This is a genomic window from Neobacillus sp. NPDC097160, from assembly GCF_044762155.1.
Lineage (GTDB): Bacteria > Bacillota > Bacilli > Bacillales > Cytobacillaceae > Neobacillus.
Window position 1 is genome coordinate 1 of sequence record NZ_JBIWDU010000017.1, and the last position, 16,635, is coordinate 16,635.

Consider the following 16,635-nt stretch of genomic DNA (forward strand, 5'->3'; position numbering starts at 1 on the left):
GATTCCACGGAAATTCACTGCTCGAGCGACGTGAAATTGTTGAGCAATGTCCACACCAACAACGAGGTGTTTATCGGAAATTCTTTCTATTAGTTTATTTTGCTTGTCTTGCATTTTAAACTTCATAGTAAGGGTTCCTCCTAAGATTTTGAGTTAGAGTGGTGTCTATACTCATATCTTACTGAGGGGCTCTGTTTTTTTCAAAGTTCAAATTAAACCATCTACAGGAATGCTAATGGGGCAGGATAGTGGAACAAGGATTCAGAGTTAGTTAGATAGAATTAGTTAAGTATCAAAATTGAATAGAGGGATACTATGAGGTTTTTCCGAAGTTGTATAGGACCATACTCAACAGTTATTATTTATTTTTTCATTACTAACTGTATTTTAAATTCGTACAATATACAATCTGTTCAACATTTTTATTCAGGTTTTATGATTTTTATTAAAGAGTTACCGAGTATAATAATTTTTGGCTCCGTGTTAATAATACCAGGATGTTTATTAGGAGAATGGCTTTATTTAAAAATCACTTATAATAAAAACATTGCATTAGGTTGTTTGTTATTCGCTTTATTAGGATTTTTATATGGGACTTTAATCGTAGTAATTAATGGTCAATTATCCCCTGGAACTTCTTTCTTGGTGTTCGTTTATATTAACACAATAATAGGTTCTATATTATTTTTCCTGTTCAGGAGAAACCCTTATAAAGGGACTAATCATTAATCTACTTCAACTATCGGGTGCTTTAGTTGAACATCGAGGATTACTGCGGTAACCCTTTTTCTTGTTCCACTAACGGGGCAGTTTAGTTTAAGAAGGAAATCTAATCGCACTTGAAACTGAGGAGTAGCATTAAACCCAACTCAAAATTGGGTTCTTTTTATACAGGCAAGTGCTACTCTTATAGATTCTTTTAATTGTATACACTATCAACTCCTCACACTTGGATTGCGGGAACATTAATATTACTTTTTAGCAGACCACCTGCTAGCTTTTGCTAACATATTTGCTAACATAATTATTTTTTCTGAGTTAATTTTATTTAACGGTTTTGATTTTACCTCATCAAAAAAATTCAATAAATCAGTGTTTTCCATACTTATTTAATTTAAGTTGATTAGATTAAACAAAGGAAACAAAATTGACAGGGTTGAGGTCGGGGGTTCGAACCCCTCACAGGTCATTAATACAGAAAAGACAAAAGCCCTTGTTTATCAAGGGCTTTTTCTTGTTTTCAAGTTTTTTTGCTGCTCTTTCATCCGCCTCCCTTAATTAATGGCTATATTGTTGTAGTAAACTAAACATCCCTAAAACTAAAAGTTCCCTTAGGACGGTATCAATCCCGGCTTATCTTCTAAAAGAACTGAGAAAGTATAAAAACATAAAAAAAAAGTTAGGCCGCCGTATTCTTTTTAGAAAAGAAATGCTCGAACGTTGGATGCAGTGTCAGGAAATAAAGGTTCAGACAAAAAATTAAAGTTTGATAAGAAACCAGAGAAGGGCTTATCATAAAAAAGTGAAATTTGTGGTGGAAAATTGAAACAATCACACTTTTTCAAAGTTTATCAATCGTTATTTAAAAATGAAAGATATTTGGCCAAAATGACCGATTTAGAAAAAGTTCTACTCATGCTCATATCATCTGAAATGAATAGAAAAGAAACTGCAGGAAATGGCACAGGGAATGCGAAAATAATGCGGTTTAGTCATTATTGGTTAGCTGCTGCATTATCCACCAACAAGGTTAAGGCATCAAAGCTTTTAAATTCCCTTACAGCATTCCGCAATTTCGATAATACCAGTGGTTAAAACGTGAAAGGCGTTCGTACTGCTCCAAGCACGATCCGTAATTTAGAGACTGAACGGTTTTTAATTCCGCTTGACCGTTATACGTTCGAGAATTTGCTATTTGAAAAGTTGAAAAACAAAGAAATCAAGTATCGTCATATCGTTGTCTATGCCTTATGTAAGTACATAGAGCAATCGTTAACCTAGAATATCAGAAAGTGCACTTTTTACATCTGTAAAATGAAAGGAGTAATTGTGGTGAAGTGCTTTTTGAGGAAGTACTCGCTGCCCTTTTAATACAACCTGACTCATTTCACCAAGGGCCACGTTTAAAAAAACCTCAGGCACACGGAGCCAATGTGGACGGTGAAGGACGTCTGAAATTGCCCTTCCGAATGATGACATGCGAATGGGATTAGGCGAGGTCACATTCAACGGTCCATCTATTTCGGGTTTAATTATGGCGAAGTAAAGCATCTCAACCACATCTTGAATGTGAACCCAGGAAATCCATTGCATTCCATTGCCGATTGTCCCCCCAATACCAAATTTATACGGCAGTACCATTAGCGGTAAGGCACCCTTTTGACCAAGAATTATCCCGAAGCGTGCGAAGACCGTTCGAATGCCCAATTCTTTGGCCGCAGCCCCTTCATTCTCCCACAGCCTTACAACTTTTGCTAAAAAATCATTTGCATTACTTTGTGAGGTCTCATTAAACGTCTTGAAGTCTGACATCCCGTAGTAGCTTAAACCTGAGGCGTTAACAAGAACTTTTGGCTTGGGATTAAGATGTCCTAGAATTCGAATTACCTCTTTTGTGGCTGTGAGACGGCTATTCAAGATAGCCTCCTTTTTACTTTTGGTCCATCGCCCGCTATTGATTGATTCCCCGGCTAAATTGACCATTGCATCCACATCCTCAAGTTCGTTTTCAGGCTGATTATCTTCAGAAAGCCACTCAACATAATTAACGAACTCATCTGTTCTATTATTATCAGGAAGACGTCGTGTTAATATGGTTACCCGATGGCCTTTTTGAGTCAACAGGTGTGTTAAGGCTTGACCAATAAACCCGGTTCCTCCCGTTAAGACAACATGCAATTTACTCGCCTCCAGCAACTACCTTTTTGGTTAAATGAGGAAAAGCAGCCATTTTATTCGAGAATGAAATGCTGACAAAGTAAATAAAAGAGTGAGGCCCAGTTAGTGAATAAAATAACGGCCTAAGAGATTGCCAACAAGAAAAATCGGGATCATTAATAGGCTGACGGGAATACTTGCGAAAATTAAATGCCCGTCTATCAGGCCGCGTTCGAATAAACTGTAATAGGCAATAAGACAGTAAGGGATGAGGAGGAACAGCGCCGTTATGATACCAGGTGTATAGCCTTTAAAAAAGATAGACTGAACAATATGCATGGTCGCCTGCAGAATAAACAAATTGAGAATTGCTGTATATAAGAGAAAGCCCCGTCCGTTCAAGGAGAAATGGGCAGTCATCAATGTGGTGAATGAGATAATTAGCAAAATCCATGTAGCCGAAACAGAAAGTTGGGCAGCGGTCGAACCTAGTTTTCGCCTCATTTTTAATGTTAGTTCGACGAAGGGAGGTTTTTGAGAACTATATTTGTATTTACTCATGGAAGATTCAATGGTTATGATCTCCTCTAGGTCATGGAAAATAAAGATGATAGGGAACAACCAAATGACTGTATGAAGGTCGAAAAATTGGAGTAAAGTTTCAAGCATCTTTTGCCTCCTGCTTGTTAGAAAGAATTTGTATTTAACCTAGAATTTGTATGAATGTATTTTTGTTCATTGTATGGGACAGGATATATAAATATGCCAGCCTATATGTTTTATCACTCTTTCTAGCAACCCTAGCTGCCAACTCACCCTGTTTTTAATTCCCTTCAGCTAAATTTTTATAATGCGCCAGGGCCAGTAATGGAAAAACGTATTCATAACAATGATAATTAAGATAAAAGGATCCCGCCATTCCCCTTCCTTTTGGATAGGTCTTTGTCCAATCTTTTTCTTTTCCGTCCACTAAAAAAGCTGCACCGTGTTCAATTTCAGGTGTGACATCTGCCGCGGCCGAGATAAGTGTGTCAAGGGCCCATGCTGTATGAGTGCGGGTACTTTCGCGGAGCGGCACATAACAATTATCGATATCACTCTTACAGGATTCTCCCCAACCTCCGTCTTGATTTTGAATGGCTTTTAACCAGTTTACAGCCTTCTGAATGGATCGATGATTAGGGGAAACCCCAACCGCAACCAATCCCGTCACAGCCGCCCATGTGCCATAAATATAGACGCCCCAGCGCCCCACCCAAGAACCATCCGAATTTTGATTCTTTAACAGCCAACGAATCCCACGTTTCACCATGGGATGGTGAAAATCCAAATGGGTATAGTTCCCAAAAAACTCTAATGTCCTTCCTGTTAAATCAACCGTTGACGGATCAATCAACAAATCTTTTCCGCCCTCAATCGGTAACAGGTTCAATATTTTCTTGTTCACGTTCTTTTCGAATGCTGCCCAGCCACCGTCATTGTTTTGTATGGAAATGAGCCAGTTGATTCCGCGATCCCATGCCTGCCGACACTCTACCTGTTCGATAGCCAAAGTTCGAATCGCTCTTAGTGCTGCCGTTGTGTCGTCAATATCAGGATGGATTGTATTCATGTCCGCAAAGCCCCAGCCTCCAGGCAACATGTTCGGTTCATGAATGACCCAATCCCCGTATTTGATATGTTGACGGGAGAGGATATATTGGTTTGCCTTCTGGACGGTATCCGCCGAATAGAGGACACCGGATTCTTGCAGTGCATAACTAATTAACGTCGTGTTCCATACCGTAGCCGTCGTATATTGGCAGTGAAGTTCTCCTTCAATGCGGCAGGTCATCGCTTTTAATCCTTGTACGGCACGAGTAATCACCGGATGTGTATTTTGATACCCCCTCGCCAGTAAGGCAAAAATCATGAGAGAAGTAGTGCTGAAATAATTTAAATAGGTGCCGTCCAGTTCGATTCGGTCCAGCATATATTTTTCTGCACGAGATAATGTCAATTCGCGAAGGTTTCCATGGAATTTCAGACTCTGAATCCCTTGTTTAATCAGATTGATCACTGAGCGGGCCTCTTCTGCCTGATCCTCTGTAAAAAAACGAATATCTTTTTTTTGAAATAAATCGGAGAGATTGGGCGATCGAGGCGTTCTCTTACGAAAATTCGTATTGGCGAGAATCAAAAAAGGGATAATGTTCGCTCTTCCGTACACGGAGAGGTCAAAAAGATTGATGGGAAAGGAGTCTGGTAAAAGCATCACTTCAATATTAATAGGGAAGTGCGGCCACTCACATTGTCCTGTTATGGCCAACATGATTTTCAAAAACATATGGACTTCCGTAGCCCCTCCATTGGCCATAATAAACCTTCTTGCAGCCTGGATTTCCTGGTCTTTTCGATCGCGGTAACCAGAATAAAGAAGGGCATAATAAGCTTCCACTGTGGCTGTCAGATTTCCTTTTTCTTCGTCATGATACAGCTTCCACGACCCATCTTCCTGCTGTTTTCCTGCGATACGTTTCACCAATTCTTTTATGAACTCCTCATCATTTATCTCCAATGTCCGTAATAGTATAATCATACTGCAGTCTGTTGCGATTCCGGTCTCGAAGGGATATTGCCAGGACCCGTCAGCTGATTGGTCCTTAATGAGCTGATCGGTGATTCGGTTGATTTCCGCATTTACCCGATCCATCATGATACCCACCCTCTTTCAAAAACTCACTATGTATTCATATTCATATAGCAATATGAATATGCATTTATTTAATGAGAGTAAAAAGATCAAAACAATTAGTCACAATTTTACTAAGAAAGGAGCACAAATTTTGTGCTCCTTTTTAACTTTACTTATTTTAGACGTGCAATCCCATATGTTCAAATCACTTTTGCGAGCTGATAGATTTTTTGAAGCCATTTCTGCCGAGATTTATAGGTAGAATGTTTAACAAACGTTAATCGAGTTCTTTTGATATTTTTAATGCCGCAGAATTTTAAAATGTAATCTCTTACTACAATCCATTCGACATTTTTTCTAAACAATCGAATAAATAAAGAGGGAGCATCGATGGTGTAAATAACCCATGCCGATTTATTCTTCAATAAGCCTTTCGGAAATTTTCCTTTGTGTTGATACGCAAATCCAGAAACAAACACGCGATCAAAAAAGCCTTTTAAAATGGCTGGTACACCATACCACCAAATCGGGTAAATGAAAATTAACTGGTCAGCCTGCTCAATTTTTTTTCGATACTTTTCAGTATATGGATCATGGATTAAATCACTTGGTTTATGCTGCTTATCGATGACTAAAACAGGATCAAATTTCTCCGCGTATAAATCAATTAATTCAAATTTCCGTTTGGCTTCCTTTAACCCTTTCATGACGTTCTCTAAAATCGCATGATTAAGGCTATCCTTATTTGAGTGGGCATAAATAATTAAGGTAGTCATATGGTTCCCTCCATTAATGGATAATGAATTTTCCCTGGGCCAATACTGGCGGTTTTAGACATATCATATTCTAAGTAAATCGCTAAGTTTACATCCTTTGGGATTCTATTGTTGACGACTGCTTCTTACTCCTAACTCTCTTTCAGATAGACTCTCTTTGTAAAAATCAAAATATTTTGAATAACAGGAGGGTTTATATGACTTTGAGGAGAAATAAATCAAAGATACAGTAAGACAATTTTGAGGGGGGAAGAATTATAAAAAAGCCAACGCCTATTGTTACATTCCTATATTTTGGAGGGGGATTAACTTTATTAGTACTTACCTTTTTTACGTTTAAAGTCGTTCTAGGGCAGCCTAGGATCTCTTCCTATTCCCAATTTGATAATAAAGGTATTTATCGAATCGAATTTATTACAGGGGATTCCGGTAGCCCATTTTGGAATAAGGTGCAAGAAGGAGCCCAAGAAGAGGCAAACAAGAATAAAGTGGCGATAGAGTTTCAGGAAACCTTTCAAGCAGACATTTTTGGATATTTAAAAAATATCGACAGGGCCATTTCTTCACGAGTAGATGGAATTATTGTGCAAGGAAAGGAGGACCCTGAATTTATCGAAATTGTGAATAAAGCATTGCAAAAAGGGATTCCGGTCATAACGGTTTTTACCGATGCACCGGATAGTTTACGTAAAACCTACGTTGGCCCTAATCACTTTCAAGAAGGGCTAATTCTGGGAGAACATATAGCTTCAAAGTTAGAAGGCAGAGGGAAGGTAGGTATTGTTTACGGGGGGCCGTCAACCAGCTATTTGTCATTGAGGAAGCAAGGGGTTGAAACTGCTCTTGTTAGGTTTCATAACATAGAAATTTTAGAAGCCCCTAAGGATTCTGCTGCGAACAAGAAAGGTTTGGACGAAACGACGGAGCTGCTCAACAGATTTCCTGCATGCAGAGTTCTGCTCGGATTGAATGAAGAAGCGACAAGTGGAATTGTCCAAGCTATCAAAGGGAGAGGCAAACTACAGGATTACTCGATTTATACCTTTGATCAGAACCCGGAAATCTCAGAATTCATTAATAATAGAGTGGTGTCAGCCGCTATAATGCAGCATCCCGAAGAAATCGGTTCTCAAAGCACAAGGCTTATGTACAGATGGCTAAACGGTATTGAGCTCCCTCTGGAGACAAATTATTATACAAACGTTCAATTGCTTGAAAATAGGTGAAATAGCATGAAAACAATAAGAAATAAGATTATTTTTTTGTTTGCTGTTATATGGGTCATGATATCGCTTGTATGGTTATTAATGATTTATTCCAATCAAAAGACTATTGAAAATTATAATGAAATTTTACAGAGGTATTTGTTAATAAAGGAGGCCTCACAATTAAGTCAGGACTCTATTAACGCATTGAACCAGTATTTTATTAACTCTGCAGAAAAGCACAAAAATGAGTATTTGGCCTTTGGTGAAAAAATGAAAAAAAACCAAGGAAAACTCAATAGGTTAAATAATCAAAACAATTTCATTTCTCTTATGAATTATGACAACATGATTAAAAGCCAGTTAGAATCCATGAGACTTGCAGAATCGTTTTTTCAAAAGAAGAACGTTACGGAGTCCTCCATTCATTTTAATGAGGCTGCGAAGACATCAGCGTATATTTCTGAAACTGCGCTCTTACTGATTAATGGAGAATTAAAAACATATGTCAATTTCTATAAGGAAACGATGCAGCAAAGCAAAGAATCTATTATGTTAAGCTTTTTGACATTAGCGTCTACATCGTTCACTATTTTATTGATTTTTTTTAAGTTTTCAAACGATATTACCCGCCCTATTGTAACGTTAACCGATGCTGCAAGGGAGATATCCAGTGGCAATTTTGACCGAAATATCGAGATCCAAACAAATGACGAAATGAACTTTCTTGGCAGCACCTTTAATCAGATGAGGATTAACCTCAAAAAACTGATAGCGGAAATGCAAATAAAGGCTAAGGTGGAACGTGAATTGCATGAACATAAACTGCTTTTAAAAGAAAGCGAGCTGAAAACCTTACAAAGCCAAATTAACCCCCATTTTTTATTTAATACTTTAAATACATTAGCGAAGAAGGCTTATTTGGAAAATGCTAAGGAAACGAGTAACTTAATTGTTTCGGTTTCAGATTTGCTTCGTTACAATTTAAAAAGCATGGATATTTCAACAACGATACAAAATGAGCTAAAAGGTTTGGAAGATTATCTTACAATCCAAAAAGCGCGTTTTGAGGAGAGGGTTCAATATTCAATCCATGCTGATGAGGAATGTCTTTCTTTTCTTCTGCCAAGCCTCACACTGCAGCCGTTTGTTGAGAATGCTTTAATCCATGCAATTGAACCATTTCCAGAAGGCGGAAATATTGCCATTCGAATTCGTGATAAGGGAATACATAACACAATTGAAATTGAAGACAGTGGACCAGGTATTCCGTATGATACCGTCCAATCCATAATAAAAGGATACCCCAAAAATGAATATAAAGGGAATTCCACAGGCATTGGAATTCATAACGTCATCCGCCGCTTACAGTTATTTTATGGTATTCAGGACATTATTGAAATTAAGAGTAGTGTGAATCATGGGACACGCATTATTTTACGGTTGCCAAAACAGAGAGGAGAATAGGATGATTAATATTCTCATTGTGGATGATGAACGTATTGAAAGAATGGCACTTAAACAAATAATCGAGCAGTGCATTGAAAATATTCATATTGTGGGAGAGGCGGAAAATGGCCTGCTATCTATTCAATTAGCTGAAAAGCTGAAGCCCGATCTTATTTTGATGGATATTCAAATGCCGGGGATGGACGGATTGGCAGCAATTAAGGAAATTAGCAGGAAGAATTCGGCCATTCAATATATTATTGTCTCCGCATACGAAACATTTGAATATGCAAGAGAGGCGTTACGTTTGGGAGTAAAAGATTATTTGCTAAAACCAAGTCGAATAGACACAATTATTGAAACGGTTCAAATTGTAACAACACGTATTCAGAGGGAAAAAAACGAAAGAAACATCAGACATCAGGAGGAAATAAAGGTTCAAAAGTTGCTTCAAGAGTTTCATGAAGGCAACCGCCGGGCGCTTGAAACAGAAAAAAGCATCCTTGATCAATTGCGCCAAGGAAACGAGGAAGTCGTTCTTAGGCTAGTATTGTCATTCGTTGAACATTGTGAGGCAACTGGAAAAAGCATTTCTGAGACACATCAAAGGCTGCTCCGAATTGTAGTATTAATATCGAGATTCTTAAATGAGATTGGTATTGATATTGAAACCCCTTTTTTCTCACTTCAAGCAGCCAATTATCAGCAATTGAAAACTGAAAGCCAAAATGTATTTGAAAAAATACTCAAATCATTTACTTCGATAAAAAATGAAATCTCTCCCAATATATTTCAAACAATTAAACAATTTATTGTAGAAAATTCCCATAGGGATATTACTTTAGATACTGTAGCCACGCATGTAAAATTAAGCCCTTACTATGTTAGCAAGTTATTTAAGGAACAAAGCGGCACAAACTTTATCGATTTTTTAACTGAATGCCGAATAAACAAGGCAAAGCAATTAATGATCGACCCTGCCAAAAGCTTAAAAGAAATTACTTTTGACGTTGGCTTTAATGATCCAAGCTATTTCAGCAGAGTATTTAAAAAAGGCCATGGTATTTCACCTATTGAATATAGGAAAAAATTGGTTTTAAATCACCAAAAAGTCCTATAGATAACAAGAATGTACAAGAAAACCATAATTGAAAGCGCTTTAAAATTGATATAATAAATTTGAAAAATTCGAAAAAAGGCGAGTATATAGAAAATGAGAGAACTGTGGAGACCCAGCAGGATCATTTGTTTGTCCTTGATTTTTATGATTTTTTTTACAGCGTGTACTAACGCTCCTACTAATAAGATCAATGAAATAGCTAGGGAGAAAAATGGAAATAGACAAAACGACATAAAACAAAAAAAGAAAATAACAATAGGATTTTCAATGGACACTTTACGGGAAGAACGGTGGCAGCGTGATCGTGATTATTTGGTTGCGAAAGGGAAGGAGCTTGGTGTTGAAGTACTCGTTGAAGCAGCTGAACGAGATGATGCAAAGCAGATTGCCCAAGCTGAAACTCTAATTAGTAAAGGCGTAGACGTGTTGATTGTTGTTCCGCATAATGCCGATGCAGCTTCCGCGATTGTAGGAAAGGCGCATGCTGCTGGCATCAAGGTGATCGCTTATGATCGCTTGATCAAGAATGCCGATATTGATTTATATATTTCATTCGACAGTATCCTAATCGGTGAACTTCAAGCTAAAACGGTTGTGGACCATGTACCAAAAGGAAAATATGTACTAATCGAAGGTGCGGAAACAGACTATTCCTCCCACTTATATAAACAAGGACAAATGAACGTATTGCAGCCGCTGATTGAAAAGGGGGATATTGAGATTGTGTACGAACAGTGGACAAAAAATTGGAATCCGGCAGATGCCTTTGCAAATACGGAAAATGCATTAAGAGCAAATAAGAACCAAATTGATGCGATTATAGCGGCGAACGATGCTACCGCTGGAGCGGCTATTGAAGCATTAGCAGAACAGAACATGGCTGGTAAAATTCCGGTGAGCGGTTTAGATGCTGAACTTGAGGGCTGCCAAAGGATTGTTGAAGGAACGCAATTAATGACTGTGTATACATCAATCCAGGATATGGCGGAAACAGCAGCAAAAGTTGCGGTAAAAATGGCAAAAGGTGAAAAAGTCACGACAAATGCTACAGAAAATAATGGGCAAATCAACGTTCCGACTATTTTGCTTGAACCGATAGCGGTAACGAAAGAAACGATTGATGAGACAGTAATTGCCAAAGGCTTTCATAAGAGAGAGAAGGTATATAAAAACCTAAAGAATGGCTATTAAAGGGGGTGAGAAACTTTTTTCATTTTCTATGTCAAACGAGTAATTGTCAAGTAGTTAAGGAAAAGAATGAGGGAGGTAGGAAGATTGCATTTAAGCAGGTCATTCAAAAAAATACTTAATATTTCGATGGCTCTTTTGATCTCTACTTACGGTTTAGTTGCAACAGGCTCACCCACCAAAGCCAAAACAAACAATTCCAGTAACACCAATGCTAGTTCACCTATTTCTAGTGAAGACTATTCATTAAAGCAAGCGATAAAATATGACAACGTTTATCAATTGCATAAAAATTGGCAAATCCAATCTTCAGCTGTATCTACCGATAATGGAGCGATTATTTCTAAACAGGGATTTAAAACAGATGGTTGGTTTAATACCACTGTTCCTAACACTGTCATGGGGGCACTGATTGAAGCAGGTGATATTGAAGATCCGTTTATTCACGATCGTATCTCCCGTACGGATGAATCCAGATATAATGTTCCATGGTGGTACCGTACAGAATTTACCTTACCATCAGCCGAGCAGGGAAAGAAAATATTTGTTAACTTCCAAGGGATTGGTTATCAAGCCGACATTTGGATTAATGGAACAAAGATTGCAAATAAATCGGATATTATCGGCTCATTCAGAACCTATGAATTGGATATATCCAATTATGTCACTGCTGACGGTAAAACAAAAAACACAATCGCAGTGGAGGTCACGAAATCCAACTTTGGTAAAGACTTTTCAGTGTATTGGGTAGATTGGGTTCCAAGGCCGTCTGATAACAATATGGGCTTATGGCGTGATGTATTTATCACTACCTCAAGTGCTGTAACGACCCGCAACCCATTTGTTATCTCTAAAGTTGATCCAGACCTTTCAAGCGCAAGTTTAAATGCCTATGTAGACTTGACGAATTATTCCAATAGTCCAGTTTCAGGAACAGTAGATGCAACTATTAAAGACCCTAATGGTGCAGTTGTAACCACTCTATCCCAGCCTGTAACCTTGAGCGCAGGTGCAAAGGATCAGGAAATTGCTTTTACAGCAGAAAAATATAAAGGGTTAAAAATCAAAGACCCTAAACTATGGTGGCCAATTGGTATGGGTGAACCATTGCTACACACGGTGGAATTCAAGTTTACCACAAACGATAATAAGGTTAGCGACCGTATCTCACAAAGATTTGGTATCCGTGAAATTACTACCGAGATGAATGTCTCGCCATCGACAAAGATCAACCCGCCACTTAAAGACATGGTGCAATTCTATGTGAATCACAAGCCTGTCCTTATTAAAGCAGGAGGATATTCTCCAACTGACTTGTATTTACGCCGTGATATGGATACAAATATTGCGGTTGTCCAATATCTAAAAGATATGGGTTTAAACGCGATCAGGGATGAAGGTATTTTCTTTGATGACCGGTTAATTGATCTGTTAGATGAAAACGGTCTCATGTATATGGGTGGATGGACTTGCTGCAGTAAATGGCAGCAACCAGCAGCATATAGTGATAAGGATCTGGAAATTGCAAATGATTCGTTGATTTCCCAGCTACGCGAATTAAGAGTCCATTCAAGTATGATCGCATGGATGAACGGCAGTGACAATCCTCCATCTTATAAAGATGAGATGCCAGCGGGCGGGACACTTGTTCGCGGGAAAGAAGTAGAGCAGTCATTTCTAGACATCGAAAATCGTTTGCACTGGGATCAATATGGAGCCATCATCTCCAGCGGCTCTGCAAAGGTTGCTGAGCTGACCGGAACTGTTAGTGGAATGCATATGGATGCTTCCTATGATTATGCACCTCCTGCCATGTGGTTTGAGGATATGGATCAAGGCGGTGCCTTCGGATTTACTTCGGAAGCTGGTCCAGGTCCTAGTATACCGGTTGTTGAGACGATGAAGAAGATTCTGCCAGAAAGTGCATTATGGCCATATAATGTTGGTGGTGATAATTTCCAACAGTGGAATTTCCACAATGCTAGGGGAAGTTTTAGGGAGCTATCGAAATTTAACTTAGCGATGGATAACCACTACGGTGAATCTCATAATCTTGAAGAATATAACATTAAAGCTCAGGTTCAGCAATATGACTCACAGCGTGCAGTATTTGAAGCGCTAAATGCCAACAAATATACGAAGGCAACCGGATGGGTCCAGTGGATGCTTAACAATGCATGGCCAGGCATGTTCTGGAACCTGTTTGACTATTATCTTAACCCGAATGGCTCATATTTCGGAGCGAAGAAAGGAAATGAGCCACTTCATATCATGTTTGATTATAAGTCCAAGGAAGTTAAAGTTCTTAACAGCACGAATAAGGATTACTCCGGTTTGAAAGCGAAGGTTCAAGTGTACAATATCGATAGCAAGAAAGCGTACGACAAAGAGTTTAAAAACCTTGCCGTGACTGCGGATGGCGCAGGAGCATCTAAAGGCGGCCAACCAAAACAGGTTGGTTATCAAACAATCAATTTCAATGGCAAAATTGATAAGGCAAATGGGATTACAGTAATTGACAAAATTACTGAAGGTGACCTTCAAGTATCGCCTACTTATTTTATAAGACTAGAATTAAGAGACGCCAAAGATAATCTTGTAAGTATTAACTCCTATGCACAAACGACGAAAAAAGACTTAGTCAGGTACCAGAATCACGGTTGGAACTATACACCACAGGATCAATTTGCAGACTTCACCCATTTGCAGCAACTTGGTCAGGTTGAGTTCCAAATTGAAGGAAAACCAACAACAGTTAATAATGGTCAAGAGCAAACCATTACTTATACGGTTAAAAACAAAGGCAATGCAATTGCCTATGCCGTATTCGCCAAAATCAAGAAAGGTGCTAATGGTGACCTGGTTGCCCCGGTAAGAATGGAAGATAACTATTTTATGTTGCTGCCTGGGGAGAAGAGAACCCTCTCGGCGACATACAAATTATCTGATTTGGGTAATGCTGCTCCTGTAGTTGAGGTAAACAGCTATAATAACTTAACATCGAAGAATAAACCATTACCGACTTCTGCTAATTTAGCCTTTGGAAAGACAGCAAAAGTATCAACAACACAAGGTTCAAATACAGCAGATAGAGCATTAGACAGCACTATGTATACAAAGTGGCAGAGTTCAACAAATGCTACCACAGGCGCCGACCCGCAATGGTTCCAAGTTGATTTTGGCGAGCCGACGACGTTTGATAGAACGATTATCAGATGGGATTATGCCAACTATGCACGGAACATGGTCATTGAAGGTTCTGATGATGGCGTAAACTGGGAGCCAATCTACAATGGAACAAATCCTAACGGTTCCTCTGTAAGTGATTTACAGTTTGATTCTGTAACAAAGCGATATATTAAGCTGACAATGTCCGGAAAACGCCCAGCAGGTCCGCAGATAGGTCCTGGAGGCACAGGCAATGGTGTGATTGGTTTAGGAGCAACACCTGCTTCTACCAGCTTTAATATTGCTTCGTTCGAAGTATACGCTGAGCCGGTAAGTCTCAATACAATCCAGGAGAAACTGGAGAAAAATATCTCAGCTAATGAAATTGTTGCACCATTAACCGATCAACTTAGAAATAACCTGCAACAGGCCATTCACCATGAGGAGAAGGGCCAACGTGACCAGGCTGTAAAAAGTCTAAATGATTTCCTCAAGCATATGAACAATGAGGCCCATAAGGATAAAATATCAGCGCAGGCTAAAGAAAAGTTGACAGCGGATATAGAGGACCTATTAAAAGAGTGGAAATGATTTAATTAATTTCAAAAAAACTGCTCTTTAATAATTAACGATTAACAAGTCAAAGGGCAATCTTTTTATGATTGCCCTCTGCTTTCTATCCTGAATTTTAGCTGTTGGATTCTGTCTTGCGGCTTGACACAGCGGTTAGGTCAAGAAGGGGGATAACATGCTTACCGTTTCTCTGATTTGCAATTTAGGTATGTCGACAAGCATTCTTGTCAATAAAAAATTCAATATAAACTATGGTTTTTCTGCTTTAAGAAATATCGTAATCATAGGAGGTAAGTAGCTATGGAAACAAAGAAACAATCGAAACTCACGACCTTTATGGAAGAAAACTTTGTGCCCGTCGCGGCAAGAATTGGAGGTCAAAGGCATTTGCTGGCTCTGCGTGACGGCATTGTCATGATAATGCCGCTGTTGATTTTAGGCGCTTTCGCTATGATAGTTATAGACTTCCCTGTTCCTGCTTGGATAGCCCTTATGGAGTCTGCCGGTTGGAGCTGGGGCGGTAAAATCGACATCTTGATAGACGCAACGTTCGGCATCATGGCAGTAATCGCCGCGTTTGGCGTCGCAAGCTCGTTGGCTGGCAGCTACAAAAAGAATGATGGCACCTCAGTAGACGGTATCCCCGCGGGCATTCTCGCCATAGCATCATTCTTTGTTGTTACCCAAAGCGACGGCACGGGTTCTGAAAATCTTTTTGTTGCTATGGCTTTCGCTATACTTACTGCTGAAATCTATCGTCTGTTCGTCCAAAAAAACTGGATCATCAAGCTGCCAGACACCGTACCAACAGCCGTTTCAAGACAGTTCTCAGCACTGCTTCCGGGTCTGGCTATCCTTGGTATCTCGTGGCTTATCATTGCCGTACCGATGTCGTATACCAGTTATCAAACTATATCTCATTGGCTGAATGAAGGTCTGTTCTCCTGGCTGACCAATTTCGGTCTTTCGTATCCGTTCATGATGTTTGGATCCTTTATCGAGCATTTGTTGTGGACATTCGGTCTGCATGGTTCCGCAATAATAATATTCCCTTTCTTCGAGCCACTTTGGATCAGCGTTACCCATGTCGGAACGACTTCCATCATCACATGGCCATTCTATGAAAACAACGTATGGCTCGGCGGTTCGGGCGCTACATTGCCTGTGGTTATCTATATGTTGTTATTTGCTAAGTCAAGGCTACTCAAAGATGTCGGTAAGATTTCCATAGGACCTGGTATATTTAATATTAACGAGCCGGTCACGTTCGGTCTTCCTATCGTTTTGAACCCTATGCTTATGATACCGTTCATAATCTCTCCGCTCGTGATCGTCACCATCATGTATGGAGGCACATCAATCGGGCTGTTCCCTATAATGGATAAGATCGTGCCATGGACGACACCCATCTTTATTAGCGGTTTCCTTGCCGCCTCAGGTGATATAGGTAGCAGGTTAATGGCTGTGCTGGCTCAAGTCATTTGTTTTTCCGCATCGTTCATTATCTATCTGCCTTTCATCCGCGCATGGGATAAAATCAACCTGAAACGTGAGGCGGGAGAAGCTTAATTTACTATAAAAGAAATGGAAGAATCCCCTGCACTT

At 39.3% G+C, this 16,635-nt stretch carries 12 protein-coding genes; 8 read left to right on the forward strand and 4 right to left on the reverse strand.

The window, feature by feature from the left end:
* Positions 1 to 1,542 precede the first annotated feature (1,542 nt).
* Positions 1,543 to 1,815, forward strand: a complete 273-nt coding sequence (locus ACIQXV_RS21770) for a hypothetical protein (RefSeq protein ID WP_402962048.1) — start codon at positions 1,543 to 1,545, stop codon at positions 1,813 to 1,815.
* A 3-nt stretch (positions 1,816 to 1,818) separates the two neighbouring features.
* The gene (locus ACIQXV_RS21775; protein WP_402962049.1) at positions 1,819 to 2,001 is read left to right on the forward strand and encodes a hypothetical protein; all 183 of its coding nucleotides are present in this window, start codon (positions 1,819 to 1,821) and stop codon (positions 1,999 to 2,001) included.
* Here the strand turns inward: ACIQXV_RS21775 and ACIQXV_RS21780 are convergent.
* The 4 genes from ACIQXV_RS21780 to ACIQXV_RS21795 all read right to left on the reverse strand — a co-directional run bounded on the left by ACIQXV_RS21780 (position 1,993) and on the right by ACIQXV_RS21795 (position 6,327).
* A complete protein-coding gene (locus ACIQXV_RS21780; RefSeq protein WP_402962051.1) occupies positions 1,993 to 2,898 on the reverse strand; it encodes a TIGR01777 family oxidoreductase in 906 nt (301 codons plus the stop codon). The genes ACIQXV_RS21775 and ACIQXV_RS21780 overlap by 9 nt on opposite strands.
* 102 nt (positions 2,899 to 3,000) lie before the next feature.
* Positions 3,001 to 3,546 carry an HXXEE domain-containing protein gene (locus ACIQXV_RS21785; protein WP_402962053.1) on the reverse strand — a complete coding sequence of 182 codons (546 nt, stop codon included), beginning with the start codon at positions 3,544 to 3,546 and terminating at the stop codon, positions 3,001 to 3,003.
* A 154-nt stretch (positions 3,547 to 3,700) separates the two neighbouring features.
* Positions 3,701 to 5,572: a squalene--hopene cyclase gene (shc, locus tag ACIQXV_RS21790; RefSeq protein ID WP_402962054.1), complete on the reverse strand. Its 1,872-nt coding sequence runs from the start codon at positions 5,570 to 5,572 to the stop codon at positions 3,701 to 3,703.
* A gap of 179 nt (positions 5,573 to 5,751) precedes the next feature.
* Positions 5,752 to 6,327, reverse strand: a complete 576-nt coding sequence (locus tag ACIQXV_RS21795) for an NAD(P)H-dependent oxidoreductase (RefSeq protein ID WP_402962056.1) — start codon at positions 6,325 to 6,327, stop codon at positions 5,752 to 5,754.
* 413 nt (positions 6,328 to 6,740) lie between these two features.
* Between ACIQXV_RS21795 and ACIQXV_RS21800 the strand changes: the two genes are divergently transcribed.
* From ACIQXV_RS21800 to ACIQXV_RS21825, 6 genes are all read left to right on the forward strand, one after another.
* Positions 6,741 to 7,553: a sugar ABC transporter substrate-binding protein gene (locus ACIQXV_RS21800; protein ID WP_402962294.1), complete on the forward strand. Its 813-nt coding sequence runs from the start codon at positions 6,741 to 6,743 to the stop codon at positions 7,551 to 7,553.
* A gap of 6 nt (positions 7,554 to 7,559) precedes the next feature.
* On the forward strand, positions 7,560 to 8,999 hold the full coding sequence (locus tag ACIQXV_RS21805; protein WP_402962058.1) for a sensor histidine kinase: 1,440 nt from the start codon (positions 7,560 to 7,562) through the stop codon (positions 8,997 to 8,999).
* 1 nt (position 9,000) lies between these two features.
* On the forward strand, positions 9,001 to 10,101 hold the full coding sequence (locus ACIQXV_RS21810) for a response regulator transcription factor (RefSeq protein ID WP_402962059.1): 1,101 nt from the start codon (positions 9,001 to 9,003) through the stop codon (positions 10,099 to 10,101).
* Positions 10,102 to 10,194: 93 nt separating this feature from the next.
* A complete protein-coding gene (locus ACIQXV_RS21815) occupies positions 10,195 to 11,292 on the forward strand; it encodes a sugar ABC transporter substrate-binding protein (RefSeq protein ID WP_402962061.1) in 1,098 nt (365 codons plus the stop codon).
* A gap of 84 nt (positions 11,293 to 11,376) precedes the next feature.
* On the forward strand, positions 11,377 to 15,048 hold the full coding sequence (locus ACIQXV_RS21820) for an FIMAH domain-containing protein (RefSeq protein ID WP_402962063.1): 3,672 nt from the start codon (positions 11,377 to 11,379) through the stop codon (positions 15,046 to 15,048).
* Positions 15,049 to 15,330: 282 nt separating this feature from the next.
* Entirely contained in the window at positions 15,331 to 16,599 is a 1,269-nt protein-coding gene (locus ACIQXV_RS21825; RefSeq protein WP_402962064.1) for a PTS sugar transporter subunit IIC, read from the forward strand.
* Positions 16,600 to 16,635 lie beyond the last annotated feature (36 nt).

Coding starts and splice junctions, on each gene's coding strand:
- shc (WP_402962054.1), bottom strand. CDS start 5,572: ATGATGGATCGGGTAAATGCGGAAATCAACCGAATCACCGATCAGCTC.
- ACIQXV_RS21805 (WP_402962058.1), top strand. CDS start 7,560: ATGAAAACAATAAGAAATAAGATTATTTTTTTGTTTGCTGTTATATGG.
- ACIQXV_RS21825 (WP_402962064.1), top strand. CDS start 15,331: ATGGAAACAAAGAAACAATCGAAACTCACGACCTTTATGGAAGAAAAC.
- ACIQXV_RS21810 (WP_402962059.1), top strand. CDS start 9,001: ATGATTAATATTCTCATTGTGGATGATGAACGTATTGAAAGAATGGCA.
- ACIQXV_RS21795 (WP_402962056.1), bottom strand. CDS start 6,327: ATGACTACCTTAATTATTTATGCCCACTCAAATAAGGATAGCCTTAAT.
- ACIQXV_RS21815 (WP_402962061.1), top strand. CDS start 10,195: ATGAGAGAACTGTGGAGACCCAGCAGGATCATTTGTTTGTCCTTGATT.
- ACIQXV_RS21785 (WP_402962053.1), bottom strand. CDS start 3,546: ATGCTTGAAACTTTACTCCAATTTTTCGACCTTCATACAGTCATTTGG.